This is a genomic window from Streptomyces sp. S6 (assembly GCF_054880855.1).
Genome location: NZ_JBTYMC010000081.1, coordinates 1 through 25,183, shown reverse-complemented (window position 1 = coordinate 25,183; position 25,183 = coordinate 1). Strand labels below are relative to the sequence as shown.

Here is a 25,183-nt window from a genome sequence, read left to right as displayed (position 1 = left end):
GGGGCGGCGGAGCTGGCGGGCTGGGCGGCGCGGCTCGCGGCGGTCTGGCTCGCGGCTCTGCTGGGTCTGGCGCTGGCGGCCCGGCACACGTTCCGCATCCCCCTCGGCGACGGCACGCTCGGTGATCTCGCCGACCTGTTCGGCGTGGACCCGGAGGTCGGTTTCACGACCGACGTGGCGCTCACCCTCGTCGTCGGGCTGGTGTGGCTCGCGGGGGTGCTCCTGCTGGCGCTGCTGGTCTCGCGGGGCGCTCCGCTGCCGGGGCGGGTGCTGCGCGCGCAGGAGTCGGTGCGGCCGGTGTCGTACGCGGTGGTCGTGCTGCTGCTGGTGTGGGTGGCGCTGGGGGTGCTGGCCGCGCTCGGGGTGGTGGCCGGGAGGGGGCACCGGGCGGAGACGGTGGCCGTGGTGCTGCTGGGGATGCCGAACCTGATGTGGCTGACGCTGACGGTCGGGCTGGGCGCGGCCTGGGAGGGCCGGGTGCAGGGGCCGTTCGGGCTGCCGATGCCGGAGGTGCTGAGCGAGGTGCTGCGCACGCCGGACCTGTCGACCCTCGACCTGAAGGCGCTGGCCGCGCGGGACGGCCGGGTGTGGTGGCTGGCCGTCGTGGAGGCGCTGCTCCTGCTGGCGGCGGCTGTCGTGATGGTGCGCCGCTCCCCTGCGGGGACGCCCGCCTGGCGGCACGGGCTGCACCTGGCGGCCGGGCTGACGCTCGCTGTCGGGGCGGTGTTCCTGCTGTGCCGGACCGAGGCCCGTTACGGCCTGTCCGTTCTCGGCGTCGGGGATCTCGGCGGCGGTCTCGGCGGGTCGCTGCTGCTGCGGCCGAGGTGGTGGCCGGGGCTCGGGTTCGCGGCGCTGTGGGGGTTCATCGCGGGTTTCCTGGCCGGGTGCCTGCCCCGAACATCACGGCGGCCCACTCCGGTGGCCGCACCGGCGGCCCCGCCTCACCGCCCCTGAGCTCCCCGGCGAACGCGAGGCAGCTCGCGTACCGGTCCCCGGGGTCCTTGGCCAGCGCCTTCGCGAACACGGCGTCCAGCCGCGCGGGCAGCTCCGGGCGCAGGGAGGTCGGGGCGGGCGGGGCGTCGTACTGGTGGGCCCAGAGCAGCGCCATGTCGTCGTCGCGCCGGAACGGCGGCTGCCCTGTGAGGCATTCGTGGACGACGCAGGCGAGCCCGTACACGTCGCACCGTCCGTCGACCGGTTTCCCGGCGATCTGCTCGGGCGCCACGTAGTCGAGGGTGCCGACGAACTGGCCGACCGTCGTGAACCCGGTCAGCGACAGCGACTTCTTCGTCAGCCCGAAGTCGGTGAGGTAGGCGTGCTCGGGGTGTTCGTCGTCGGGGCCGGGGGCGATCAGGACGTTCCCGGGTTTCACGTCCCGGTGCACGAGCCCGTGCGCGTGGGCCGCGTCGAGCGCGGAGGCGATCTGGACGGCGATCCTGACGGTCGTCGCGAGCGGCAGCGGGCCCTCCCGGTCGAGGAACCGGCGCAGGTCGCTGCCCTGGACGTACCGCATGGCGATGTAGATCACGCCGTCCGCCTCTCCGGCGGCGAAGACGGGCACGATGTTCGGGTGGTCGAGGCCTGCCGCGACCTTGGACTCGTGCGCGAAGCGCTGCCGGAAGGTGTCGTTGCGGGCGAGTTCGGGGGCGAGGAGCTTGAGGGCGACCGTCCGGTCGAGCCGCAGGTCACGAGCGCGGTAGACGACGGCCATCCCGCCCCGCCCGATCTCCCCCTCGATCCGGAACCCGCCGACCGTGCGGCCGGTGTCATCGCTCATCGGGGGTCACCACACGGGTGGGCGGATAGGCGGGATCGGGCGGGCCGTCGGCGGTGTACGTGCTCGGCCGGCTCCCCCGCGCGTACACCCACCGCCCCCTCTCCTGGTCGTACAGCCACACCGACTCCCCGTCCACGACCACCCCGATCCGCAGCCTCCGTGTCCGCCGCCGGAACGACTCCGCGTCGAGCCCGCCCGCCAGTTCCCGCACGGCCGCCCGGTATTCGGCGAGGGCGTGTTCGGCGCGGGCCAGCAGTGGTCCGGTGTCCTCGGCGGGGGCCGGGTCCGCGGTGGGCAGGGGTGGGTCCTGGGGGACGGCGACGAGGTGGCGGGCGTCGACCCAGGCGCTCCAGCCGTTGGCGCACAGGACGTGTCCCCAGTCGCCGCGCAGTTCGACGAGCTGGACGGGCAGGAGGGGGTCCAGCGGGAGGGTGGGCCGGTCGGGGTCGGGGGTCTGCCAGGCGGGCATGCCGTGGGGCGGGACCACGTGGGTGGGCCGGAAGACGCCCGTCATCGTGCTCTGGTCGTTCACCGGCACCCCTCACTTCCGCATGATCGCCGGTTCGTGGCGGCGCAGGAGGCGGGCGACGCCGAACAGGAAGAGCGCGGCGAGGACGACGAGCATGCCGACGTCGAGGAGCCAGACGCCCGCGCTGTGCTCGTAGAGCGGGTCGGCGGGGACGATCCGGCCGAGGTCGAGCGTCGAGGCCATCGCCGCGAGGGCCCAGCGGGAGGGGACGAGCCAGGCGAGCTGCTCCAGGACGGGGACGCCGTCCAGCTCCAGCAGGGCGCCGCAGAAGACGACCTGGACGATGGCGAGCAGCACCAGCAGCGGCATCGTCACCTCCTCCTTGCGGACCAGCGCGGAGACCAGCAGGCCGAGGGTCATCGCGGTGAAGGAGAGCAGGGCGACGGCGAGGGTGATCTCGACGAGGGGGTGTGTGAGGACGCCTTTGCCGCCGGGTGCTCCGAGGTCGACGCCGAGCAGCCCGACCAGTGTCAGGACGACCGCCTGGAGGACGGTGACCGCGCCCAGGACGACGACCTTGGACATCAGGTAGGCCCCGCGCGACAGGCCCACGGCCCGTTCCCGCCGGTAGATCCCGCGTTCCTTGACGAGTTCGCGCACGGCGTTCGCGGCGCCGGTGAGGACACCGCCGACGCACAGGATGAGCAGCGCGTTCATCGCCGTCTTCTCGGTGAGTTTCCCGCCGGCGAGGGCGCGGGCCATGCCGCCCATGACGAACGGGAGGGCGATCATGACGGCGAGGAAGGTGCGGTCGGAGGAGAGGGCGGCGGTGTAGCGGCGGCACAGGGTGGAGAGCTGGGCGGTCCGGCCGCGCGGGCGGGGCGGGGGCGGGACGGGTCGTCGGTCCGGCAGTCCGGGCAGCCGGGGCTGCGCGGTGGCGTCCTGCACGTATCGGCGGTGCAGCGGGGAGAGCCGGTACTCGCCCGCCCAGTCGCGGCCTTGTTCGAGGCGCTCGAAGACCTCCGGCCACTGCTCGGCGCCGAAGTAGCCGAGGGCTTCGTCGGGCGGTCCGTAGTAGGCGGTCCGGCCGCCGGGGGCGAGGACGAGGAGGCGGTCGCAGACGTCGAGGCTGAGGACGGAGTGGGTGACGACGATGACGGTGCGGCCGTCGTCGGCGAGGCCGCGCAGCATGTGCATCACCGAGCGGTCCATGCCGGGGTCGAGGCCCGAGGTGGGTTCGTCGAGGAAGAGCAGGGACGGTTTCGTCAGGAGTTCGAGGGCGACGCTGACGCGTTTGCGCTGGCCGCCGGAGAGGCTGTGGACGTGCTGGTCGGCGCGCTGGTCGAGGCCGAGTTCGTGGATCACCTCGGTGACGCGGGCCCGGCGTTCTGCCTTCGCGGTGTCCTCGGGGAAGCGGAGTTCGGCGGCGTAGGTGAGGGCGGCACGGACGGTGAGCTGGGCGTGCAGGATGTCGTCCTGCGGGACGAGTCCGATGCGCTGGCGCAGTTCCGCGTAGTCCCGGTAGAGGTCGCGGCCGTCGTAGCCGACCGTGCCGTGGTCGGCGGGGCGCTGTCCGGTGAGGGCGCCGAGCAGCGTGGACTTTCCGGCGCCGCTCGGTCCGACGACCGCGAGCAGGCACTTCTCGCCGACGGGGAAGGAGACGTGGTCGAGGAGGACCTTGCGGCCGTGGTCGAGGGTGACGGTGAGGTCCTGCACGTCGAGGGAGACCTCGCCGGTGTCGACGTACTCCTGGAGGCGGCCGTCCGCGAGGCGGAACGCGGAGTGCCCGATGCCGACGACGTCGTCCGGTCCGACGGGGGCGCGGGTGACGGGACGGCCGTTCAGGTACGTGCCGTTGTGGCTGCCGAGGTCGGCGATCTCGTACGTGCCGCCTGGCAGCGCGCGCAGTTCGGCGTGGTGCCGGGAGACCACGAGGTCGTCGAGGACGAGGTCGTTGTCGGCGGCACGTCCGATGCGGACGGTGCGGGCGGGCAGCCGGTGCACGGCGGTGGGCCGGCGCGGCGCGGTGAACGCGGTGGTGCGGTGGACGGCGGTGAGGCGGGCGTGGGGGCCGTCCTCGCCGGGGCCGCCGAAGCACAGGACGCTGCCGGGGCCGACGTCCTCGGCGTGGACGCGGCGGCCTTCGGTCCAGGTGCCGTTGGTGCTGTGCTCGTCCTCGACCCGCCAGTGGTCGCCGTCGGGGCGCAGGACCGCGTGGTGCCAGGAGACGCGGGTGTCGTCGAGGACGATGTCGCTGAGGGGGTCGCGGCCGACGTGGTAGGCGTGGGCCGGGGTCAGCACGGTGGCGCCCGTCTCGGTCTCCAGCACGAGGTCGGGTGCGGTCGGGACGACCGACGGCTCCGCCATGCCCGAATTCTAACGATTAGCCCATTCGGGCGCCCGGCAGGCGTCAGGCCACCGGCATCACCAGCACCGGGATCGTCCGCTGCATTCTCAGCGCGTCCACCGACTCCGCGAGCAGCTCGTACTCGGTGGTCTCGTCGCTCAGCGCGATCCGCACCAGCCGCCCGACCGCCAACTCGTCGGCCACCAGCTCCTGTTGGCCCATGTCGGCGCACCACGCGCGCAGTGCGCCGGGCACGTCGGGGACGGTGGGGGCGATCGGGACGAGGGCGCCCGGCGGGACCACTCCGCCTTCGGGCTGGGGGTCCAATCGCTCGGCGATCCAGGAGGCCCGGTCGCGCAGCCACCACAGGGCCAGCGCGAGGGTGGGCGCGCGGTAGGTGCCGAGCGGCACACCGATGCGCCGTCCGTCGCAGACACCGTACGCGGTGACATGGCACAGGAATTCGTCGTGCACGTACCTCTCCCCCGTCGCTCGGTGCCGGGCGGGTCGCCTCGCTTCCTAAGCGGTATCTGAGAGTGAGCTACCCATGACGACGAGTATGTTCACTTCTAAAACACTGTCACCATGTCTTTCCAGCCAGTCTCCCGGCGGATTCGGCGCCCGTCTTGGCCGGAATGCGCCCGGCGGCCGGGTTCCGTCTCATGACCTCGGAGGTAATCGACCCAGGGGAGCCGCGCGGGCAGGGTGGAGCGCACCGGACAGCGATCCGGGTCCCGACCGGCCACGACGACCTCTCTGGGAGCTGCTCACCCATGACCGTGCACACCGAGCGTCACGACAACGCCGTCACCCGTTACTTCGAGGCTTGGAACGCCCGTGACCCCGAGGCCCGCGCGAAGGCGGTCGCCGAGGCCTGGACGGAGGAGGGCACCTACACCGACCCCCTCGCCGACGTCACCGGCCACGCCGGCGTCACCGCGGTGATCGCCGCCGCGCACGAGCAGTTCCCGGGGTTCGTCTTCCGCCCCATCGGCGTCGTCGACGGCCATCACGACGCGGTCCGCTTCTCGTGGGAGCTGGTCAGCGAAGCGGACGGGGCGGCTCCCGTGGCCGGATCGGATGTCGTCACCCTCGACGAGGACGGCCGATTCGTGACCGTCCTCGGCTTCCTCGACCGGGTGCCGGACGGCTTGGCCTGAGCCCTCTCAGCGCCGCCACCGGAGAAACCGGTGACGGCGGGTGAGCGCTCTTCAGCCGTGCACGATCTTGTCGATGCGGGCCAGCTCGGCGTCCTCGAACTCCAGGTTCGCGAGGGCGCCGACGCTGTCCTCGATCTGCCGGGCGCTGCTCGCGCCGACCAGGGCGGAGGTGACCCGGCCGCCGCGCAGCACCCAGGCGAGGGCGAGCTGGGCGAGGGTCTGGCCGCGTTCGGCGGCGACCTCGTTCAGCGCGCGGAGCTTGGCGACGAGGTCCTCGGTGAGGGCGTCGGAGTTCAGGAACGGGCTGTCGCTCGCCGCGCGGGAACCCTCGGGGATGCCGTTCAGGTAGCGGGAGGACAGGACGCCCTGCTCCAGCGGGGAGAAGACGATCGAGCCGACCTGGAGTTCGTCCAGCGCGTCCAGCAGACCGCCGGACTCCGGACGCCGGTCCAGCATCGAGTAGCGGGGCTGGTGGATCAGCAGCGGGGTGCCCAGCTCGCCCAGGATGCGGGCGGCCTCGCGGGTCTGCTCGGCGGAGTAGTTGGAGACCCCGACGTACAGCGCCTTGCCCTGCTGGACGGCGGAGTGCAGCGCGCCCATGGTCTCTTCGAGCGGGGTGTCGGGGTCGGGGCGGTGCGAGTAGAAGATGTCGACGTAGTCGAGGCCCATCCGCTTGAGGGACTGGTCCAGCGACGACATCAGGTACTTCCGGGAACCCCACTCGCCGTACGGTCCGGGCCACATCAGGTACCCGGCCTTCGTCGAGATGACCATCTCGTCGCGGTAGGGCGCGAGGTCCGCCTTGAGGAACTCGCCGAACGCGGACTCGGCGGCGCCGGGCGGCGGGCCGTAGTTGTTGGCGAGGTCGAAGTGGGTGACACCGAGGTCGAAGGCGCGGCGCAGGATCGCCCGCTGGGCCTCGACGGAGCGGTCCGGGCCGAAGTTGTGCCACAGGCCGAGCGACAGCGCCGGGAGCTTGAGGCCGCTGCGGCCCGAGCGGCGGTAGGGCATGTCCGCGTAGCGGTCGGGGTGTGCGGTGTAGGACAACGCGACTCCATCAGAGGTGAGGCACAGCTTTCGAGCGGTATCCACCTTTCCCGACCTGCGGGGAGAGGTCCAACAGAAGAATCCGATGGGATTGAGCGACCGCGCTTCTCAGTGATTAGGCTTGCGCCTCATGGAACTGCGCCACCTCCAGCACTTCGTCGCGGTCGCCGAGGACCAGCACTTCACCCGGGCCGCCGAACGCCTCATGGTGTCCCAGTCCGGCCTGTCCGCGTCGATCAGGGCACTGGAGCGGGAGCTGCGCGCCCCACTGTTCGTGCGGACGACCCGCAGGGTGACGCTGACGGAGGCGGGCCGGGCGCTGCTGACGGAGGCGGAGCGCATCCTCGCGCAGGTCCGCTCCGCGCACGAGGCGGTGGCCGCCGTGCAGGGCGTCCTGCGCGGCACACTCGCCGTGGGCGCCGAGCAGTGCATCGCGGGCGTCCACCCGCCGGGCCTGCTCGCCGCGTTCCGCCGCACCCACCCGGACGTCGAGGTGCGCCTGCGGCAGTACGGGTCGACGGCGCTCGCCGAGGAGGTCGCGGCCGGGCGGCTCGACCTGGCGTTCGCGTACCGGACGCAGGACGACACCGATCAGCTGAGGTCGGTGTCGCTGGCGGTGGAGCCGATGTACGTGCTGTGCCACCCCGAACACCGGCTCGCGGCGGCGGGGGCGGCACTGAGCTGCGAGGACGTCGGCGAGGAGGTGTTCGTCGACTTCCATCCCGACTGGGGTCCGCGCCGGGCCACGGACGCGGCGTTCGCCCAGGCAGGGGTGCGGCGGACGGTCGCCCTGGAGGTCAACGACGTCCACAGCCTGCTGGACCTGATCGACGAGAACCTCGGCGTGGCCGTCGTCCCCCGGCACTTCCGGCACAAGCGGCCCGCGCTCGCCGCGCTGCCGCTGAAGGGGTCGGGGGAGCGCGGCTACGAGACGGTGGCGCTGCTGCCGCCGGACGGCGCGGTGAGTCCGGCGGCCCGCGCGCTCATGGGGTTGCTCGAAACCGGGGGCGTTTGAGGCCCGCGCGGGGCATGGTGGTCGTATGCATGCGAAGGACATTCTCATCGACGGGTACGGCCGCATCCGGGAAGAGGTCCACGCGGCGGTCGCCGACCTCGACGCGGACGGCCTCAACCACCGGCCCACCCCCCAGGCCAACTCGGTGGCCTGGCTGATCTGGCACCTCACCCGGGTCCAGGACGACCATGTCGCCGACGCGTTCGGCCTGGAGCAGGTGTGGCACGCGCAGGGGTGGGAGAAGCTGTTCGGCCTCGACCTGCCCGTGCACGACACCGGGTACGGGCACGGGCCCGAGCAGGTCGCGAAGGTGCGGGTGGCGGGGGCGAACCTGCTGACCGGCTACTACGACGCCGTCCACGAACAGACGCTGGAAGCGCTGGCCACGGTCGGCGGGGAGGATCTGGAGCGGATCGTCGACATCCGCTGGGATCCGCCGGTCAGCCTCGGGGTGCGCCTGGTGAGCGTGCTCGCGGACGACCTCGAACACGCCGGTCAGGCGGCCTATCTGCGCGGGATGATTCAGAGCACGGAGGAGTAGCCCGGCAGGACGACGTCCTCGATCAGCTTGTTGCGCTCGTCGAACGGGATGAACGCGCTCTTGAGGGCGTTCACCGTCACGTCGCGCAGGTCGGCCGCGCTCCAGCCGGCCTGCTCGACGAGGAGGGACATCTCGCGCGTCATCGTCGTCCCCGAGACCAGGCGGTTGTCGGTGTTGAGGGTGACGCGGAAGCCGAGCTTCTTCAGCGCGGTGATCGGGTGCTCGGCGATGGACGTGGCCGCGCCGGTCTGGAGGTTGGAGGTGGGGCACATCTCCAGCGCGATCCGCCGGTCGCGGACCCAGCCGGCGAGGCGGCCGAGCTTGCCGGTGGCGAGGTCGGCGATGTCGTCCGTGATGCGGACGCCGTGGCCGATGCGCTGGGCTCCGCAGGTCTGGAGGGCCTGGTGGATGCTGGTCAGGCCGTCCGCCTCGCCCGCGTGGATCGTGAACGGCACGTTCTCGCTCCGCAGGTGGGCGAACGCGTCCGCGTGGTCGGCGGCCGGGAAACCCGCCTCGGCGCCGGCGATGTCGAAGCCGACGACGCCGGCGTCCCGGTAGGCGACGGCCAGCTCTGCCGCCTCGCGCACCCGGTCAAACATCCGCATCCCGCACAGCAGCGTGCCGACCCGGACCGGGGTCCCGGCGGCAGCGGCCTTCGCCATCCCCGCGGCGAGGCCCTCCTGGACCGTCTCCACGACCTCCCGCATGCTCAGTCCGCCGCGCGTGTTCAGCTCCGGCGCGTAGCGGACCTCCGCGTAGACGACACCGTCGACGGCCAGGTCGAGCACGTACTCCTCGGCGACCCTGAGCAGGCCCTCCCGTGACTGCATCACGGCGAGGGTGTGGTCGAACGTCGCGATGTAGCGGACCAGGTCACCGGAGTTCGCGGCCTCGAAGAACCATGCGGCGAGGGCGTCGGGGTCGGTGGTGGGCAGGGTGTGGCCGACCTCGGCGGCGAGCTCCACGAGGGTGGCGGGGCGGAGGCCGCCGTCGAGGTGGTCGTGGAGGACGGCCTTGGGGAGGGTGCGGAGGGTGGCGGTGTCTACGCGCGTAGGGGTCATGGGGTGGGGTTCCTTCGGGCGGGGTCGGTGCGGGGGCTTGAGCGTCGGAGGCGGTGCGGCCGGTCGCTCGGGGTGTACTCGGCGGGTGGAGCCTGTGCGGGGGTGGGCGGTGCGGGGGTTCTCGCCGGGGGCCTCCGTCACGGCCACCCGGGTCCGACCGTCCTCTCAGCCCTTCGGCTGCAACAGGTCCCAGCGGTTTCCGTACAGGTCCTGGAAGACCGCGACGGAGCCGTAGGGCTCATGGCGGGGCTCCTCCAGGAAGGTCACACCTGCCGCCGTCATGCGGGTGTGGTCGCGGGTGAAGTCGTCGGTGTGGAGGAAGAAGCCGACTCGGCCGCCGGTCTGGTCGCCCACCCGGGCGGACTGGGAGGCGTTCTTGGCGCGGGCCAGCAGGAGGGCGGTGCCGCCGCCGGCCGGTTCGACCACGACCCAGCGGGAGCCGTCGGGGCGGGGCTCGTCCTCGGTGAGGCGGAAGCCGAGGGCGTCGGTGTAGAAGCGGATCGCCTCGTCGTAGTCGTCGACGACGAGGGTGACCAGGGCGATGCGGGACATCGGGGCCTTTCGGAGAGGGTCGGCCGGGCTGGTTAGCGGATGAGGTTATACGTAAAACCTACGGGACGCCAACCCCATTCCCTAGGTCCCGGGACCGACCTGCGCCCCGCCCCTCGCCCGAGGCGCAGGCGGGACGTCTCCGGATACGTTCCGCCCATGACGATCACCGACCCGCCGATCCGGGACTTCGAGCAGCGCAGACGGGACGTACTGGACCGCCTGGAACGGGAGACGGACATCTGGGTCGCGACGGCGGGAGCCGACGGGGTGCCGTGTCTCGTGGCGCTCTGGTTCGTGTGGCACGACGCGTGCCTGTGGCTGGCGACCCGCTTCACCAATCCGACGGGCCGCAACCTGCGCGACGGCGCCCGCGCCAGGCTCGCGCTCGGGGACACGCGGGACGTCGTCCTGGTGGACGGCGAGGTGCAGTCGTACACGCGGGAGACCGTGCCGGAGGGCGCCGCGCTGGCGTTCCTCGCGAAGACCGGGTGGGACCCTCGCGGGGACGCGGCGTCGTACGGGTTCTTCCGGGTGCGCCCGCTGGAGGTGCAAGCCTGGTGCGAGCAGCGGGAGTTGCCGCGCCGGCACCTGATGCGGGACGGGGTGTGGTCGGCGGGTCAGGGCCTCGGGTCGTCGCGCAGCAGGCTGTAGCGGACGAGGTCACGCCAGCGGCCGTCCCGGAACGTGCCGCTGCGCAGGACGCCCTCGCGGGTGAACCCGAGCTTCTCCAGGGCGCGTTGTTCGGCGAGGTTCTCGATGTCCGTGTCCGCCTCGACGCGTTGGGCGGTGGTGTGGGCGAACAGGTGGCGGACCAGGAGGCGTTGGGCCTCGGTGCCGACGCCCCGTCCGCAGGAGGCGGGGTGGAGCTGGATGCCGATGTTCCAGTGATGCGCGGCGCGGGTGACCCCCGCTTTGTGCCACGCGACGAATCCGACGGCGTCCCCGTCCAGCGCGACGGTGAGGTGCCCGCCGTCCGCCGACAGCATCCCGTCCTCCGCCCAACGGCGCCTGAACCGCGCGGGGTCCGCCCAGCCGAACCACTGGAAGGGCCCGGTCAGCCGAGGGTCGACCAAAAACGCCTCCAGCACCGGAAGGTCGTCCTCACGGACCGGTCGCAGCGTCACGGAGTCTCCAGTCACGCGGACACTTTACGGCGGGGGCCCCGGAGTCGGGCCAGGGGGCGTTCGGACAGGGGTGGGGGGCGAGGCGTTCCGGGCGGGAGAGGAACGCGGCGACGGCGGTCCGGAGGGCACCCGGACGCCGAAGCACCACGCCGCCGCTCGACGGCACGCCTCCGGCGGGACAACACCGCGAAGCAGGCCGTCACTCCCGCCTCACCCGAGCGGCTTGTCCAGGATTGCCTTGCGGTGGCTGAACGTCTCGATGGAGTAGCGGCCGTGGTAGTTGCCCATGCCGCTCTCGCCGACGCCGCCGAAGGGGAGGTCGGAGACGGTGAGGTGGGCGAGGGGGAGGCCGTAGCCGAGGCCGCCGGAGGAGGTTTCGGCGGCGATGCGGTCGCGGGTCTCGGGGGACTCGGAGAAGACGTAGAGGGCGAGGGGCTTGTCGCGGTCGTTGATGAAGGACAGGGCTTCGTCGAGGCCGGCCACCGTGACGATCGGGAGGATCGGGCCGAAGATCTCCTCACCCATGACCGGCGAGGCGGGGTCGACGTCGGCGAGGACGGTCGGGGCGATGTATCTGGCCGCGCGGTCGTGGGTGCCGCCGACGACCGTGCGGCCACAGGCGAGGAGGCCGGTGAGCCGGTCGAAGTGGCGTTCGTTGACGATCCGCCCGTACTCTCCGGACTGCTGCGGGTCGGCGCCGTACGTCTCCTCGACGGCGCTCGCGAGGAGGGGTTCCAGCGCGGCGGCGGTCTCGGGGTCGGTGAGGATGTAGTCGGGGGCGACGCAGGTCTGGCCGGCGTTGAGGAACTTGCCGCGCACGAGACGTCCGGCGACGGTCTTGAGGTCGGCGGTGGAGTCGACGAACGCCGGGGACTTGCCGCCGAGTTCGAGGGTGACCGGCGTGAGGTGCTCGGCGGCGGCGCGCAGCACGACGCGGCCGACGGTGCCGTTGCCGGTGTAGAAGATGTGGTCGAACTTCTCGGCGAGCAGGGCGGTCGTCTCCGGGATGCCGCCCTCGACGACGGCGACGGCGTCGGTGTCGAGGTACTCGGGCAGCAGGCGGGCCAGAGCGGCGGAGGTCGCCGGGGCGAGTTCGCTGGGCTTGACGACGACCGCGTTGCCGGAGGCGAGGGCGCCGACGAGCGGGGCGAGCAGGAGCTGCGCCGGGTAGTTCCAGGGGGCGATGACGAGGACGACGCCGAGGGGGTCGTACTGCGTGCGGGCGGTGGCGTCCGAGCCGAGGTGCGCCGGGACGGGTGCGGGTTCGGGGCGCAGCCAGTCGGCGAGGTGGCCGAGGGTGTGGTCGATCTCGCGGACGGTGAAGTCGATCTCGGTGCGGTACGCCTCGGTGCCGCTCTTGCCGAGGTCGGCGTGGAGGGCGGTGGCGAGGTCGGCGCCCTTCTCCGTGAGCATCTCGCGCAGGCGGCGCAGTTGCGTCGTCCGCCACTCGACGGGCTTGGTGCGGCCGGTGCGGAAGGTGGTCCGCAGGCGGGTGACGACGTCGGCGGGCCGCTCGGGGGTGGCGGTGGTCACGGTGGTGCCTCGCTCGGGTAGGGGGCTGATGCTCGCGGATCAGATGTATATAGCAACTATCGGCGCGGGTTCAACATTCCTGGGCCGTACGACCACTTTGGGCCACGGCACGGTCACACGCGCGCGGAGCCGTCCACCGTCTCCGCGAGCCGCTCCAGCAGCGCCGTCAGCATCTCCTCGTCCCCCTCCCCCAGCCCCGGCCAGTCCGCGCGGACGGCACGGTCGACGCGGGCCCAGTGGTCCCGCCCGCGCGGGGTGAGGTGGACGAGGATGCGGCGCCGGTCGTGCGGGTCGACGCGGCGGTGGACGAGGTTCTGGTCGACGAGCTGGTCCACGAGTTTCGTGAGCGTCGGAGGCGGGAGGAAGGCGGCCTCGGCGATGGCCGACATGTGGTGCCCGGAGTCGTCGGCGAGGAGGGACAGGACGCGCCAGGCGTCCAGCGAGCAGCCCTCCCCGTCCAGGACGCCCTGGAGCCGGCGGGCGGCCAGCCGTTCGGCCCGGGTGAGCAGGTTGATCAGGTCGTCGGGCCGGCGGGCGGACGAGGTCGGCATCCTGCTCCCTAACTCCAAGGTGTGTACATCGTATGAGACGCACTGGAGTTCACCGGACGGACCCGTGACGATGGCGTCATGTTCCCCGACGCTTCCGCCTTCGGCGTGGCCCTCGTCTTCCCGTTGCAGGGACCTGCCGGGATCTTCGGCCCCGCCTGCGAGCTGTGCGCGCGGCTCGCCGCCGAGGAGGTCAACCGGGCGGGCGGGGTGCTCGGCCGGGAGCTGCGGCTGATCCCGGTCGACGGGGGCGCGGCGCCCCGCGCGGTCGCCGATCAGGTCGAGGCGCTGGTCGACGCAGGGGTCGTCCAGGGGGTCACCGGCTGGCACATCTCCTCCGTCCGCCAGGCTCTCGCGCCGCGCGTCGCCCACCGGGTGCCGTACGTGTACACCGCGCTGTACGAGGGCGGCGAGGACCGTGCGGGTGTCTTCCTGACCAGCGAGACGCCTCGTGACCAGCTGTGCCCGGCGATGGTCCTGCTCGCCGGGGAGCGGCGGGTGCGGCGCTGGTTCGTCGTCGGCAACGACTACGTGTGGCCCCGCCGCACGGCCCGCGCGGCGCACAGGTACGCCCGGCGGACGGGCTCGCGGGTGATCGGCGAGGCGTATCTCCCCCTGGGCACCCACGACTTCGCGCCCGTCCTGCGCCGCATCGAGCGCTCCGACGCGGACGGCGTCCTCATGCTGCTCGTCGGCACGGACGCCGTCCGCTTCAACCGGGCCTTCGCGGCGTCCGGCCTGGACACGCGCTGTCTGCGCCTGAGCACCCTCATGGACGAGAACATGCTTCTGGCCAGCGGCCCTTCGGCCACCGCCGACCTGTACAGCACGGCAGGTTTCTTCACCTCCCTCGCCACCGCCGACACCTTGGACTTCCACGGCCGCTACGCCCACCGCTTCGGCCTCGACGCCCCCTCCCCCGGCAGCCTCGGCGAGTCCTGCTACGAGGGCGTCCTCCTCCTGTCCGCCCTCCTGCGCCACGCCGGCACCGGCGACGTCACCCGCATCGGCGCGACCGCCTCGACCGTCTCCTACGAAGGCGCCCGCGGCCTCCTCCACCTGGAGGGCAGCCACGTCCGCCAGCGGATCTACCTGGCCCGCGCGGACGGTCTGGACTTCGACGTCCTCACCGAACTGGGGCCCGGCTGACCGCTGTCCCCCAGCCCTCTCAGCTCGTGAACGGCACCTGGGCCGAGGGGACGGACGTCTTTCCGGACGGATGTGTCCACAGCCCCTCCCCCGCGAGCAGCGGCAGCACCCCCTCGCCGAACCAGTACGCCTCCTCCAGGTGCGGATAGCCGGACAGGACGAACTCCTCGATGCCGATCGCCGCGTACTCCTTGATCAGGGCGGCCACCTCGGAGTGGGAGCCGACGAGCGCGGTGCCGGCGCCGCCGCGTACCAGTCCGATGCCCGCCCACAGCCCGGGATGGACCTCCAGCTTGTCGCGCCGGCCGCCGTGCAGCGCCAGCATCCGCTGCTGGCCTTCGGATTCGCTGCGGGCCAGGCCCGACTGGACGGCCTGGACGGTCTCGGGGTCGAAGCCTGCGAGGAGCCGCTCCGCCTCGGCCCACGCCGCCTCGGAGGTGTCGCGGGTGATGACGTGCAGCCGGATGCCGAACCGCAGGGTGCGTCCGTGCCGCGCGGCGAGGCTCTTGAGGTGGACGATCTTCTCGGCGACCTGGGCCGGAGGTTCACCCCAGGTCAGGTAGACGTCGACGTACCGGGCGGCGATCTCGGCGGCGATCGGCGAGGAGCCGCCGAAGTACACCTCGGGGACCGGGTCGGGCAGGCGGGCGAGCTTCGCGTCCTCGACCCGGAGGTGCTCCCCCTTGAGGTCGACGGTCTCTCCCGCCCACAACCCCTGGACGATGTCGAGGAATTCGCCGGTGCGCCGGTAGCGGTCGTCCTTGTCGAGGAAGTCCCCGTAGGCCCGCTGCTCGTGGCTCTCCCCGCCGGTGACGACGTTGAGGAGGAGCCGCCCGCCGGTCTGCCGCTGGAACGTGGACGCCATCTGCGCGGCCAGTGTGGGCGAGACGGAGCCGGGCCGGAAGGCGACGAGGAACTTCAGCCGCTCGGTGTTCTGGCTGACCATCGCGGTGGTGAGCCAGGCGTCCTCGCACCACGCCCCGGTCGGGGTGAGCGCGCCGACGAACCCCAGGTCCTCGGCGGCGCGGCCGATCTGGCTGAGGTAGGCGACCGTGGGCGGCCGGTCCCGGCCGGAGGCGGTCGCGGGGGTGCCGTGGCCGCCGCCGACGACATGCCGGCTGTCGCCGTTGGTGGGGAGGAACCAGTGGAAGGTCAGGGACATGTGGGGGTCTCCTAGGGCGTTCAGAGCAGGCCGTGGCGGGGCGGGCGGGTGCCGCCCAGCACGTACCGGCCGATGTGCTGCACCTTCCACCGCGTCGGGTCGTGCAGGGTGTGGGTGCGGGCGTCACGCCAGTGCCGGTGCAGGTTCAGGGAGTTGAGGGCGGACCGGGTGCCGGACACCTCGAAGAGGGCGCCCGCGACGTCGACGGCCGCCTGTGCGGCGGTCACCTTCGCGGCGGCGACGGCGATCGACGCCTCGGCGGCACTGTCGTCGGTCAACTCGGCGCGTGCGGCGTCCACAGCGCGGGCCGCTTCCTTCAACAGGGCTTCTGCGGCCCGCACTTGGATCGCCAGCTCGCCGAACCGCTGGATCAGCAAAGGGTCTTCGGCGGCGGTCTCGAAGCCGCTCTCGAACCAGGGCCGCGTCTTGGTCCGCACGAACTCGACGGCTTCGGCGAGCGCGCCGCCCGCGATCCCGACGTCGATGGCGGCGTGCAGCAACTGTGCGACGGCGCCGTGGAGTTGAGGGCCCTCGAAGGTGAGGTGGTGGGGCAGGACGCGGTCCGCCGGGACGGGGACGCCGTCGAGGTGGACGGTGCCGCTGGCGGTCGTGCGCTGGCCGAGGCCGTCCCAGTCGTCGTCGACCGTGAGGCCGGGGGCGTCGGCGGGGACGTAGGCGACGTGCAGCTTGTCGTCCTCGGAGCGGGCCAGCACCGGGATCCAGTGGGCGAAGAGGGCGCCGGTGGAGTAGTGCTTGGTCCCGGTGAGGACGTACGAGCCGTCGGGGCGCCGCTCCAGACGGGTGCGGATGTCCTGGACGTGCTGGGTGCCGGCCTCGGACTGGGCGTTGCCGAAGCGGCGGCCGGCGAGCAGCTCGTCGTAGAAGAACTTCCGCTGCTGCTCGGTGCCTTGACGGCGGATCACGTTGACGTAGACGAAGTGGCTCTGCGGGATCTGCGCGAGGCTGCCGTCGGCGGTCCCGAGGAGCCGGAAGATCTCGGCGAGCGTCAGCGCGTCGACATCGGCGCCGCCGTGCTCGGCGGGGACGGTGACGGCGAGCAGCCCGGACGCGGAGAGCCGGTCCAACTCGGCGCGCGGCAGGCGGCGTTGGGTGTCGCGTTCACTCGCGCCCGTGCGGAACTCGTCGGCGAGGGAACGGGCGACGGCGAGCGCTTCGGCGCCGTCGGCGATGACATGCGCGGCCATCAGCTCACCGCCGCCAGATAGGGGGTGCGGCCGAGGGCGGCCGAGAACTGGTCGACGACCTGCGCGAGGGCCTCGGCGGCGGACGGGGCGACGGTGACCGTGCCGTCGTCGTGGGCGGTGATGTCCTTGTCGAGGGTGAACCAGCCCTGCACGATGTGCGCGGCGCCCATCGAGTTGAGGACCGGCCGCAGCGCGTAGTCCAGGGCGAGGACGTGCGCGGTGGAGCCGCCGGTGGCGAGCGGCAGCACGGTCTTGCCGGTGAGCGCGTACTGCGGGAGCAGGTCGAGGAGCGCCTTGAGGACGCCGGAGTAGGACGCCTTGTAGACGGGGGTGGCGACGACGACGCCGTCGGCCTGCGCGACGAGTTCGGTGGCCTCGACGATCGCCGGGTGCTGGAAGTCGGCGCCGAGCAACGCCTCGGCGGGGACCGTGCGGACGTCGAGGGGGATCACCCGGTGGCCCTGGGCGGTGAGGCGCTGGTCGAGGTGGCGCAGGAGGCGGCCGGTGCGGGAGGAGGGGGACGGGCTGCCGGAGACGGACAGGACGGTGGCCATGGGGTCCTCTTTCACGGGAGAGGGGGCCGGGGCGCCCGCGCGGTGTTTCGCGTGCGGGCTTTTCCACGCGGGCTTTTTCACGCGGGCGCCCCGGGGGAGGCGGTCAGGAGTACCAGGTGGGTTCGGGCAGTTCGCCGTCCAGGACCCAGCGGCCGACCTCGCGGCGCTTGTAGGCGACGGGGTCGTGGAGGGTGTGGGTGCGGACGTTGCGCCAGAACCGGTCGAGGCCCTCGGCGGAGGCGGTGGCGCGGGCGCCGGTGACCTCGAAGATGCCGTTGGTGATCTCCAGGGCGACGTCCGTGGCACGCGCCTTGACCGCCGCGACCCGTACCTCGAAGGCGCCGCGCGCCTCGGGGGTGACGGCGTCGGGGTCGTCGTGCAGTTGCTGTCCCTCCAGGGCGACCGCGTCGGCGAGGGCCTCGACGGCCCAGAGCTTGGCGGTGAGGTCGCCGTAGACGTCGATGACGTACGGCTCGTCGGTGGCGCGGGTGTGGCCGCCGTGCAGCCAGGAGCGGGACTTGGTGCGGGTGTAGGTCGCGGCGGTCTCCAGGGCGCCGCCCGCGATGCCCAGGTAGAAGTTGACGAAGACCAGTTGGATGGTCGGCACGTTGAGGGTGTTGTAGACGCGGGGCTGGAACACCTTGTCGACGTATCCGGCGGCGTTCGTCCAGGGGGTGCGGACGCCGTCGATGGTGACGCCGCCGGACTCGGTGAGGCGCTGGCCGATGTTGTCCCAGTCGTCGTGGAAGGTGAGGCCGGGGCTGTCGGAGGGGACGATCGCGAAGACGTGCTGGTCGGTGCCCGCGAGGACGCCTTCGAGGACGGTGACGTCGGAGACCTTGCTGCCGGTGGAGAAGGTCTTGGCGCCGGTGAAGACGAGGTCGTCGCCGTCCTCGGTGACGGTCACGTCGTGGTCGCGGGGGTTGACGGCGCCCCCGAAGAACCAGGTCTGCCGGGTGGCCTCGGCCTCCACGTGCTCCCACTGGGCGCGGGTGCCGACCAGGCGGGCGGCCCAGAACCACAGGTAGTGGTAGCCGAGGAGCTGGCCGATGGAGCCGTCGGCCTTGGCGATCTCACGGACGACGCGGTAGGCGGTGGGCCAGTCCTGTCCCCCGCCGCCGTGCTCCGTGGGGCCGAGCAGGGTGACGAGACCGGCGTCCTTGAGGAGGCGGACCTCGGCGTGCGGGGTGGCGCCGGCCTTGTCGCGGGCGGCGGCGTCGGTGGCGAGGACTGCGGCGGTCTCGGCGGCGCGGGCGATCCATTCCCCGGCGGTCTTCGGGGTGGCGGTCCAGCGGGTGGTGGCGGTGCTCATGGTTTGACGTCCTTTCGGCAGGCGGGAGTTGAGGGTCAGGCGGTCTGGCGCGCTTCGAGTTCGCGCACCAGCGGGAGCACCTTCTTGCCGAAGTACTCGACCTCTTCGTGGTAGTGGAGGAACCCGAGGAGGAAGAGGTCGACGCCGAGTTTCTTGTAGGCGACGATCCGCTCGGCGATCTGCTCGGGGGTGCCGATCAGGCCGGTGCGGAAGCCGTCGTTGTACTGGACGAGGTCCTCGAAGGTGGAGTCCTGCCACATGCCCTTCTTGTCGGCGGTGGACTGTCCCGCCTGTTTCACCGCCGCGCCGAATCCCTCGACGGCCTCGCGGTCGGCCTTGGCGACGATCTCGCGCAGGGTGTCGCGCGCCTCGGCCTCGGTGTCCCGGGCGATGAGGAACCCGTTGAGGCCGAACTTGGGCGCGGTGCGGCCGACTTGGGCCGCGGACTTGCGGATGTCGTCGATCTGCTCGACGACGCCGTCGAAGTCCTTGCCGTTGGAGAAGTACCAGTCGGAGACCCGCCCGGCCATGGCGCGGGCGGCGGTGGAGTTGCCGCCCTGGAAGATCTCCGGGGTGTGCAGGGGCTTGGGTTTGAGGGTGAAGTCCCTCAGCCGGTAGAAGTCACCGGCGAGTTCGGTGTGGTCCTCGGTCCAGATCGTGCGCAGGGCGGTGATGAACTCCTCGGCACGCCGGTAGCGTTCGTCGTGCTCCAGCCAGGGTTCGCCGAGGGCGGTGAACTCGCCCTTGAACCAGCCGGAGACGACGTTCACCGCGAAGCGGCCCTTGGAGAGGTGGTCGGCGGTGGCGCCGAGTTTGGCGAGGACGCCGGGGTGCCAGAGGCCGGGGTGGACGGCGGCGATGACCTTGAGGCGCTCGGTGGCGAGCAGCAGGGCGAGGGAGAAGCTGGTGGACTCGTGCTGGAACTCGGCGCCGTAGCTGGCCATGTAGCGGACCTGGCTGAGGGCGTACTCGAAGCCGTTGTTCTCGGCGAGGACGGCGAGTTCGCGGTTGTAGTCGTAGCCCCAGTCGGTGCGTTGTTCGATGGAGCTGGTGACGAGTCCCCCGCTGACGTTGGGAACCCAGTAGGCGAATTTTACGGGCGCGGACATGCGCAACTCCTGTGACGGGTGAGCGTTTTCCGGCACTTTCGGGCATGCCGAATTCGCAAGGCGCGCACGGCGCACGGAATTCAGGCTTCAGGAAAGGGGAAACGCGGTGGATCTGCGGGATTCGATCAGACCGCGGCGCGACAGGAGGCGCTGGAGACGCGCGCGAGGTCGACATGGCGTCGCCGCGTGAGGTCCAGTCGCATCTTCATGTCTTCGATCGTGGCAGCCGTCCGCGCGGGCCGTCAAGGAGAACCCGACCGGTCTCGGATCCCGGACCATTGAATTTCACGAAGGTGTGACAGGGAAACCCTTGAACGCCCCGGGAATCGGCCCGCATTCTGCCGGTCATGCGGACGGAACAGCTCGAATACATCGCGGCGGTCACCCGGCTCGGCTCCCTGCGCCGGGCGGCGGAGGAACTGCGGCTCTCCCAGCCCGCGTTGAGCGAGACGGTGCGGAATCTGGAGCGGGAACTCGGGGTCGATCTGCTGGAGCGCAAGCGGTCGGGGGCGACGATGAGCGCGTCCGGGCGGGAGCTGCTGCCGCACATCATCGGGGTGCTGGACGCGGTGGACCGGCTGCGGTCGGCGGCCGGCGAGCAGCACCGGATCAGCCGGATGGTGCGGGTGGGGACGGTGAACGCGGCGACCGTGCCGCTGCTGATCCCGGCGGTGCGGGAGTTCCGTCTCGCGCATCCGCTGACGCAGGTGGAGGTGGTGGGGGCGCAGCAGTCGGACATCCAACGGGGGCTGCTGGAAGGGGGGTTCGACCTGGGGCTGGTGAACCATCTCGAAGGGGACGACATGCCGGCGGAGTTCGCGTCGACGGAGCTGCTGCGGGGGCGGCCGGTGGTGGTGATGCATCCGGAGTGTCCGCTGGCGGCGCGGGAGGAGGTGGGGCCGGAGGAGCTGGCGGGGGTGCCGTTGATCGGGATGCGGTCGGGGTACGTGATGCACCGCTACGTGCACCGGCTGCTCGGGGCGGGCGGGCCGTCGTTCGCGTACTCCACGGACGGGGCGGAGATGGGGAAGCTGATGGTCGCGGAGGGGCTGGGGGTGACGGTGCTGCCGGACTTCAGTGTCGTCGGGGATCCGCTGGAACGGCTCGGGGCGATCACGTACCGGCCACTGGCGGGGCGTACCCCGCAGGTGCTGCTGGTGCTGCGCAGGCGGCGGGCGGGGACGGCGGCGCAGGCGGCGCTGGATCTGCACGACATGTTCGCCCGCACCGCGCTGGACCTCCGCACGCAACTTCACATAAGGACAAAATAAGAGCAGAATGGGGAGAAAGCGGCGTTATCACCGCTATGACGTCGAAGGAGACGAATCATGGCCAACGTCTCGCCCACCAGAGGTGACATAGCGACTCACCCCGATGTATCCGAGATGCGCGACCGGTACGCCCGCATGCTCGGCGGTCGTGATGTGGCGCTCGTGGACGGACCGGTGTTCCTGCTGGGTCTGTACTGCGCCGTATCCCCCTGGATCGTCCACTACACCACCAGTCAGCCCCCGCTCGTGGCCCACAACCTGATCGTGGGCATCGCGATCGCCCTGCTGGGCGTCGGCTTCACCGTGGCCCCCGCCCGTATGTACGGCCTCAGCTGGGCCATGGGCGCCCTGGGCGTGTGGATGATCATCGCCCCGTGGGTCGTCGGCAGCAGCCCGGACACCGGGGTGAAGCTGAACAACATCATCATCGGCGCGCTGGCCGTGATCCTGGGGGCGTTGTGCGCCGGCACGGCGGCGAGGAGGACCAAGACCTGAACCTGAACGATCGGTTGCCGACCCGACCGGGCCGCCTCAGCCCTCCGGAACCGTCCAGGGCTCCGTCGACAGAGGCCGCCCGGTCTCCAGCGTCGTCTTGAGGTTCGACAGCACGGCGGGCCACCCGCTCGCGACGTCCCGTACCTCGGCGGCGTCCCGCAGATCCTGGTGCACGACCGTCAGCCGGGCGATCCCCTCGTGCCCCTTGATGTCGAACCACACCCGCGACACCCGGCCGGGGTCGTCGGGCGCGGCCCACGTGGTCACGAGCCTTCGCGGCCGGCGGCTCTCGACGACGCTCCCGACCACGTCCGCGACCTCCGACCCGTCGGTGCGCACGTGCGCCCAGCGCGAGCCCTCCCGCCAGTCCGACACGTTGCGGTGTCCCCAGTAGGCGGCGGTCAGGTCGGCGTCGGTGAGCGCGTCCCAGATCCGCTCGGGGGAGGCTCCGACGTAGAGGACGTACGTGTACTCCATCGTTCTCCCTGAGCTCGGCGGCGCGTCCCACGCTCCCACCGCCCGGCCGGGACCGCATCTCGGCGCGGTCCCGGTACCGGGGCGTCGTCAGGACGCCTTCGAGAGCCAGTCCGTCGCGTTGAGGGCGAGGGCCGCGTTCGTGGCGCTGGGGTCGTTCCAGCCGTCGTGGAGGGTGTTGCCGGGCTGGCCGGTGCCGTCGTCGATCGGGCTGCTGTCGCCCCAGAACGCGATGCGGCCGGAGCCGAAGGTGGAGGTGAGGAAGAAGGCGCCGGTGTTGCCGGAGCGGCCGGTGCGGTAGAGGAGGCCCTTGACGGCGGAGTTGTCGGCGGGCTTGAGGGTGGCCGTGGTGCCGCTGGCGATGAGGCTGTTGGTGACGGTGCCGAAGGAGCCGTGCAGGACCGGGTTCGAGGTGTCGGAGATGGCGGCGGGGTGGTCGGAGCCGATGTTGAGGGAGTCGATGGAGAAGCCGAACGGGTCGGTGGAGTCGACGGAGTTGTCCGTCATCAGGTCGTTGAGGATCTCGACCGCGTCCTCGCCGTCGTTGTTCCGGTCGGCGCCGGTGTGGTCGGAGATCATGAAGAGGCCGCCGCCGTTCTTCACGAAGTTCATGATCGCCGTCTTCTCGGCGGCCGTGAACAGGGTGTTGGGCTCGGGCAGGACGAGCGTGTCGAAGTTCTTGAGGTCGGTCGCCGAGGAGCCGCCGTAGCTGATGCTCGATCCCGACGGCAGCGTCTTGAGGCTGTAGTCGCCGGTCTGCTGGAGGGCGACGCCCCAGGAGGACAGCGCGCCGGTCCAGTCGGTCTCGTCGGACGGGGCGGAGTTCTCGTCCAGCGGGTCGGGCTGGCTGGTGGAGATGATCCAGTCGGCGTTGCCCGCGGTCTCCGCGTGCGCGTTGTCGAAGAGGACGCGGTGGGGGGTGGCGGCGTGCGAGGGCGTGGCGGCGGTGACCTGGAGCGTGACCCCGGCGGCGAGCAGGCCGAGGGCGGCGAGCGCACTGGTGGCCTGGGAGCGGGGGCGGGCGGTACCGGGCATCCGGCGAACCTCCGTGAAGGGTGAGGGGGGAAGAGGCGGGTGCGGGTAGGCCCAGGTCCGGGCTGCTCTACGCGCATCGACCGGTTGAAAGGTACATGGCGACGACGGCCGGGGAACATCAAGAGCGGGCAATAACCGGAGCGGACTGTTCGACGCCCGCGCGGGCACCCGTAGGACTACGGATTCCGACTCGAAGGGACCATGATGGAGATCTCCGGAGTCATCAGCGCGATCGTCATCGGCTGCGTCATCGGCGTCCTCGGCCGGCTGGTCGTCCCCGGGCGCCAGCGCATCGGCATTCTGTGGACCGTTCTCGTCGGCATCGCCGCGGCCCTCGTCGGCTCCGCCATCGCGAACGGTCTCGACGTCCAGGACACGAAGGGCGTCGACTGGATCGAGTGGCTGATCCAGATCGGCCTCGCGGCGGTGGGCGTCACCGCGCTGGACCGCGCGAAGTCCCGCCGCTGACCGAGGGGCCCGGGGCCGTCCGGACCCCCTACGCCACACCGCCCGGCCCGCGTACGGCGAACTGCGCCGTGCGCCGGTACGACGTCCCCGCGTGCCGTTCCCCCCTCGGGCGCCGGGGTCTACGCTGGACGGACACCCAGAGGTCCGACACCGGGCCCGCCGCCATGGCTCCCCTCAAACGCACGGCGGGCCCATCCGGAACCGGACGGGCCCTTGCACCCGGCGAGCACGGAACCCGGCGCGGGGACCTTCACCACCCGGCGTCCGTCACGGCGTGTACAGATACGGCGTGGTCGTGCTCAGTTTCGCGAACCCCAGCCTCTCCAGGATCGGCCTGCTGTCCTCGGACGCGTCGACCTGGAGGAACTCGTACCCCCGCTCGGCGGCGATCCGAGCCCGGTGGGAGACGAGGGCCCGGTAGATCCCGCGTCCGCGCCACTCCGGCACCGTCCCCCCGCCCCAGAGCCCGGCGAAGCGGGTGCCGGGGATCAGCTCCATGCGGGCGGAGCTGACGGGCTCGTCCCCGGCCATGGCGACGACCGCGACGAGCACGTCCGAGTCCTCGGCGAGCCGCGCCCGCATGGCCTCGCGCAGCCAGGAGCCGTCCCGGCCGAACGCCCGCTCGTTGGCGCGGACCATCAGCTCGACGCCGGCCATGTCGGTGACGGGGTCGATACGGACCCCCTCGGGCGGCTCGACACCGGGCAGCTGGCTCGTCGTCCCGGCGACCAGGAGCGTCTCGTCGTCGTCCGGCACGAACCCGGCGGCCTTCAGGCGCTGTCCCAGGTCGGCGGGGGTGTCGTGGGAGTACGTCTTCCACTCGAACTCAAGGCCGAGCTTCGTGTAGAGGGCGATCTGCTCGGCGATGACCTCGTCCGCGTCGTCCTCGTCGATCCGCGACCACAGGACGCCGTTCCAGCCCTTGGCGGGGTCGATCTGGCGGACGACCCTGCCGGTCCGCTCGATCCGGGTGTCGGCGCTGTCGGGGCGGGCGCCCTCCCGCATCTCACGGTCGTAGACGGCGAGAATGTCTGCGTTGTTCATACGGTCACTCCAGCACCCCGCCTCACCCGCCACAACACAATTACGCTGCGTGCAAGACGTTGTCCGCAACCCTTTGCACGGGAGGTCGCGAAGCGATGGTGAAGGAATCGGAGCTGCCCCATCTGCGGCGGGCGGTGGAACTCGCGGCCGAGGCGCTGGCCGTCGGGGACGAGCCGTTCGGTTCGGTGCTGGTCGGCGCCGACGGGACGGTCCTCGCGGAGGACCACAACCGGGTGGCCTCCGGCGACCGCACGCGCCACCCCGAGTTCGAGCTGGCCCGCTGGTCGGCGGCCCACCTCTCCCCCGAGGAACGCGCGGCGGCGACGGTGTACACGTCCGGCGAGCACTGCCCGATGTGCGCGGCGGCCCACGCCTGGGTCGGGCTCGGCCGGATCGTGTACGTCGCCTCGTCCGAACAACTCGCCGCCTGGCTGGGTGAGTTGGGGGTGCCGGCACCGCCGGTGCGGACCCTGCCGGTCAACGAGGTCGCACCCGGCGTGCAGGTGGCCGGGCCGGTGCCGGAACTGGCGGGTGAGGTACGGGAGTTGCACCGCCGGTTCCACGCGCGCTGAGGGCCGCGCCGGCTCGGTCGGCACGGCCCCCGGGGAGTGCGCTCCTCCCGTCAGCGCACCGGCCTCGGCCGGAACCGCCGGTACAGCGCGGCACCGCCCAGCATCAGCACGGCGCTGCCCGCGAGGAGGGCGCCCTGTCCGTCGGTGCCGGTGCTGGCG

29 protein-coding genes and 1 pseudogene are annotated in these 25,183 nt (G+C 72.0%); 10 read left to right on the top strand and 20 right to left on the bottom strand.

The window, feature by feature from the left end:
* On the top strand, window positions 1-954 hold a 954-nt coding region (locus ACVNF4_RS14295; protein ID WP_461803161.1), incomplete at its 5' end, for a streptophobe family protein.
* Here ACVNF4_RS14295 and ACVNF4_RS14290 read toward each other — a convergent pair.
* From ACVNF4_RS14290 to ACVNF4_RS14275, 4 genes are all read right to left on the bottom strand, one after another.
* The gene (locus ACVNF4_RS14290; protein ID WP_461803160.1) at window positions 863-1,777 is read right to left on the bottom strand and encodes a serine/threonine-protein kinase; all 915 of its coding nucleotides are present in this window, start codon (window positions 1,775-1,777) and stop codon (window positions 863-865) included. The two genes, ACVNF4_RS14295 and ACVNF4_RS14290, sit on opposite strands and share 92 nt — an antisense overlap.
* Window positions 1,767-2,246 carry a hypothetical protein gene (locus ACVNF4_RS14285; protein ID WP_461803164.1) on the bottom strand — a complete coding sequence of 160 codons (480 nt, stop codon included), beginning with the start codon at window positions 2,244-2,246 and terminating at the stop codon, window positions 1,767-1,769. The genes ACVNF4_RS14290 and ACVNF4_RS14285 overlap by 11 nt, the downstream gene beginning before the upstream one ends.
* A 72-nt stretch (window positions 2,247-2,318) precedes the next feature.
* A complete protein-coding gene (locus ACVNF4_RS14280) occupies window positions 2,319-4,613 on the bottom strand; it encodes an ABC transporter ATP-binding protein/permease (protein WP_461803159.1) in 2,295 nt (764 codons plus the stop codon).
* Between the two features lie 43 nt (window positions 4,614-4,656).
* Window positions 4,657-5,067: a hypothetical protein gene (locus ACVNF4_RS14275; RefSeq protein ID WP_461803158.1), complete on the bottom strand. Its 411-nt coding sequence runs from the start codon at window positions 5,065-5,067 to the stop codon at window positions 4,657-4,659.
* A 299-nt stretch (window positions 5,068-5,366) separates the two neighbouring features.
* Here ACVNF4_RS14275 and ACVNF4_RS14270 point away from each other — a divergent pair, with 299 nt between their 5' ends.
* Window positions 5,367-5,753, top strand: a complete 387-nt coding sequence (locus ACVNF4_RS14270) for a nuclear transport factor 2 family protein (protein WP_461803157.1) — start codon at window positions 5,367-5,369, stop codon at window positions 5,751-5,753.
* A gap of 51 nt (window positions 5,754-5,804) precedes the next feature.
* Here the strand turns inward: ACVNF4_RS14270 and mgrA are convergent, their stop codons facing one another.
* On the bottom strand, window positions 5,805-6,800 hold the full coding sequence (mgrA, locus tag ACVNF4_RS14265; protein WP_461803156.1) for an L-glyceraldehyde 3-phosphate reductase: 996 nt from the start codon (window positions 6,798-6,800) through the stop codon (window positions 5,805-5,807).
* A gap of 130 nt (window positions 6,801-6,930) precedes the next feature.
* Between mgrA and ACVNF4_RS14260 the strand changes: the two genes are divergently transcribed.
* Both ACVNF4_RS14260 and ACVNF4_RS14255 read left to right on the top strand, forming a co-directional pair.
* Complete coding sequence (locus tag ACVNF4_RS14260; RefSeq protein ID WP_461803155.1) at window positions 6,931-7,815, top strand: LysR family transcriptional regulator; 885 nt, start codon at window positions 6,931-6,933, stop codon at window positions 7,813-7,815.
* Between the two features lie 25 nt (window positions 7,816-7,840).
* Entirely contained in the window at window positions 7,841-8,356 is a 516-nt protein-coding gene (locus tag ACVNF4_RS14255; RefSeq protein ID WP_461803154.1) for a mycothiol transferase, read from the top strand.
* On the opposite strand, the gene ACVNF4_RS14250 is transcribed toward ACVNF4_RS14255, so the two are convergent.
* Both ACVNF4_RS14250 and ACVNF4_RS14245 read right to left on the bottom strand, forming a co-directional pair.
* Complete coding sequence (locus tag ACVNF4_RS14250) at window positions 8,338-9,417, bottom strand: adenosine deaminase (protein WP_461803153.1); 1,080 nt, start codon at window positions 9,415-9,417, stop codon at window positions 8,338-8,340. The two genes, ACVNF4_RS14255 and ACVNF4_RS14250, sit on opposite strands and share 19 nt — an antisense overlap.
* A gap of 165 nt (window positions 9,418-9,582) precedes the next feature.
* Entirely contained in the window at window positions 9,583-9,969 is a 387-nt protein-coding gene (locus ACVNF4_RS14245; protein WP_461803152.1) for a VOC family protein, read from the bottom strand.
* Window positions 9,970-10,125: 156 nt separating this feature from the next.
* Between ACVNF4_RS14245 and ACVNF4_RS14240 the strand changes: the two genes are divergently transcribed.
* Window positions 10,126-10,620, top strand: coding sequence for a pyridoxamine 5'-phosphate oxidase family protein (locus ACVNF4_RS14240; RefSeq protein ID WP_461803151.1), 495 nt, complete (start codon window positions 10,126-10,128; stop codon window positions 10,618-10,620).
* Here ACVNF4_RS14240 and ACVNF4_RS14235 read toward each other — a convergent pair.
* The 3 genes from ACVNF4_RS14235 to ACVNF4_RS14225 form a co-directional block, all read right to left on the bottom strand.
* Window positions 10,587-11,108 (bottom strand): GNAT family N-acetyltransferase, encoded by a 522-nt coding sequence (locus ACVNF4_RS14235; protein WP_461803150.1) that lies wholly within the window; start codon window positions 11,106-11,108, stop codon window positions 10,587-10,589. The genes ACVNF4_RS14240 and ACVNF4_RS14235 overlap by 34 nt on opposite strands.
* A gap of 195 nt (window positions 11,109-11,303) precedes the next feature.
* Window positions 11,304-12,626, bottom strand: a complete 1,323-nt coding sequence (locus ACVNF4_RS14230; RefSeq protein ID WP_461803149.1) for an aldehyde dehydrogenase family protein — start codon at window positions 12,624-12,626, stop codon at window positions 11,304-11,306.
* Window positions 12,627-12,739: 113 nt separating this feature from the next.
* The gene (locus tag ACVNF4_RS14225) at window positions 12,740-13,177 is read right to left on the bottom strand and encodes a MarR family winged helix-turn-helix transcriptional regulator (protein ID WP_461803148.1); all 438 of its coding nucleotides are present in this window, start codon (window positions 13,175-13,177) and stop codon (window positions 12,740-12,742) included.
* A gap of 78 nt (window positions 13,178-13,255) precedes the next feature.
* Between ACVNF4_RS14225 and ACVNF4_RS14220 the strand changes: the two genes are divergently transcribed.
* Window positions 13,256-14,323: a substrate-binding domain-containing protein gene (locus ACVNF4_RS14220; protein ID WP_461803147.1), complete on the top strand. Its 1,068-nt coding sequence runs from the start codon at window positions 13,256-13,258 to the stop codon at window positions 14,321-14,323.
* Between the two features lie 19 nt (window positions 14,324-14,342).
* Here ACVNF4_RS14220 and ACVNF4_RS14215 read toward each other — a convergent pair whose 3' ends face one another.
* The 6 genes from ACVNF4_RS14215 to ACVNF4_RS14190 form a co-directional block, all read right to left on the bottom strand.
* Window positions 14,343-15,485, bottom strand: a complete 1,143-nt coding sequence (locus ACVNF4_RS14215; RefSeq protein ID WP_461803146.1) for an LLM class flavin-dependent oxidoreductase — start codon at window positions 15,483-15,485, stop codon at window positions 14,343-14,345.
* Window positions 15,486-15,505: 20 nt separating this feature from the next.
* Entirely contained in the window at window positions 15,506-16,690 is a 1,185-nt protein-coding gene (locus ACVNF4_RS14210; RefSeq protein ID WP_461803145.1) for an SfnB family sulfur acquisition oxidoreductase, read from the bottom strand.
* On the bottom strand, window positions 16,690-17,244 hold the full coding sequence (ssuE, locus tag ACVNF4_RS14205) for an NADPH-dependent FMN reductase (RefSeq protein ID WP_461803144.1): 555 nt from the start codon (window positions 17,242-17,244) through the stop codon (window positions 16,690-16,692). The genes ACVNF4_RS14210 and ssuE overlap by 1 nt, the downstream gene beginning before the upstream one ends.
* 103 nt (window positions 17,245-17,347) lie before the next feature.
* Entirely contained in the window at window positions 17,348-18,556 is a 1,209-nt protein-coding gene (locus ACVNF4_RS14200) for an acyl-CoA dehydrogenase family protein (RefSeq protein WP_461803143.1), read from the bottom strand.
* A gap of 35 nt (window positions 18,557-18,591) precedes the next feature.
* Window positions 18,592-19,665 carry a dimethylsulfone monooxygenase SfnG gene (gene sfnG, locus ACVNF4_RS14195; RefSeq protein ID WP_461803142.1) on the bottom strand — a complete coding sequence of 358 codons (1,074 nt, stop codon included), beginning with the start codon at window positions 19,663-19,665 and terminating at the stop codon, window positions 18,592-18,594.
* Between the two features lie 125 nt (window positions 19,666-19,790).
* Entirely contained in the window at window positions 19,791-19,868 is a 78-nt protein-coding gene (locus ACVNF4_RS14190) for a putative leader peptide (RefSeq protein WP_381551800.1), read from the bottom strand.
* 144 nt (window positions 19,869-20,012) lie between these two features.
* On the opposite strand from ACVNF4_RS14190, the gene ACVNF4_RS14185 reads away from it, so the two are divergent.
* Window positions 20,013-20,936, top strand: a complete 924-nt coding sequence (locus tag ACVNF4_RS14185; RefSeq protein WP_461803141.1) for a LysR family transcriptional regulator — start codon at window positions 20,013-20,015, stop codon at window positions 20,934-20,936.
* 57 nt (window positions 20,937-20,993) lie between these two features.
* On the top strand, window positions 20,994-21,431 hold the full coding sequence (locus ACVNF4_RS14180) for an SPW repeat protein (protein WP_461803140.1): 438 nt from the start codon (window positions 20,994-20,996) through the stop codon (window positions 21,429-21,431).
* A gap of 36 nt (window positions 21,432-21,467) precedes the next feature.
* Here ACVNF4_RS14180 and ACVNF4_RS14175 read toward each other — a convergent pair whose 3' ends face one another.
* Complete coding sequence (locus tag ACVNF4_RS14175) at window positions 21,468-21,908, bottom strand: SRPBCC domain-containing protein (RefSeq protein ID WP_461803139.1); 441 nt, start codon at window positions 21,906-21,908, stop codon at window positions 21,468-21,470.
* Window positions 21,909-21,998: 90 nt separating this feature from the next.
* A pseudogene (locus tag ACVNF4_RS14170) lies at window positions 21,999-22,940 on the bottom strand (hydrolase); the annotation flags it as partial.
* Window positions 22,941-23,144: 204 nt separating this feature from the next.
* On the opposite strand from ACVNF4_RS14170, the gene ACVNF4_RS14165 reads away from it, so the two are divergent.
* On the top strand, window positions 23,145-23,408 hold the full coding sequence (locus ACVNF4_RS14165) for a GlsB/YeaQ/YmgE family stress response membrane protein (protein ID WP_461803163.1): 264 nt from the start codon (window positions 23,145-23,147) through the stop codon (window positions 23,406-23,408).
* 267 nt (window positions 23,409-23,675) lie between these two features.
* On the opposite strand, the gene ACVNF4_RS14160 is transcribed toward ACVNF4_RS14165, so the two are convergent.
* Window positions 23,676-24,452 (bottom strand): GNAT family N-acetyltransferase, encoded by a 777-nt coding sequence (locus ACVNF4_RS14160; protein ID WP_461803138.1) that lies wholly within the window; start codon window positions 24,450-24,452, stop codon window positions 23,676-23,678.
* Between the two features lie 95 nt (window positions 24,453-24,547).
* On the opposite strand from ACVNF4_RS14160, the gene ACVNF4_RS14155 reads away from it, so the two are divergent.
* The gene (locus ACVNF4_RS14155) at window positions 24,548-25,024 is read left to right on the top strand and encodes a nucleoside deaminase (protein ID WP_461803137.1); all 477 of its coding nucleotides are present in this window, start codon (window positions 24,548-24,550) and stop codon (window positions 25,022-25,024) included.
* A 50-nt stretch (window positions 25,025-25,074) separates the two neighbouring features.
* Here ACVNF4_RS14155 and ACVNF4_RS14150 read toward each other — a convergent pair.
* Window positions 25,075-25,183: LPXTG cell wall anchor domain-containing protein (locus ACVNF4_RS14150; RefSeq protein WP_461803162.1), on the bottom strand; the 109-nt coding region annotated here is incomplete at its 5' end.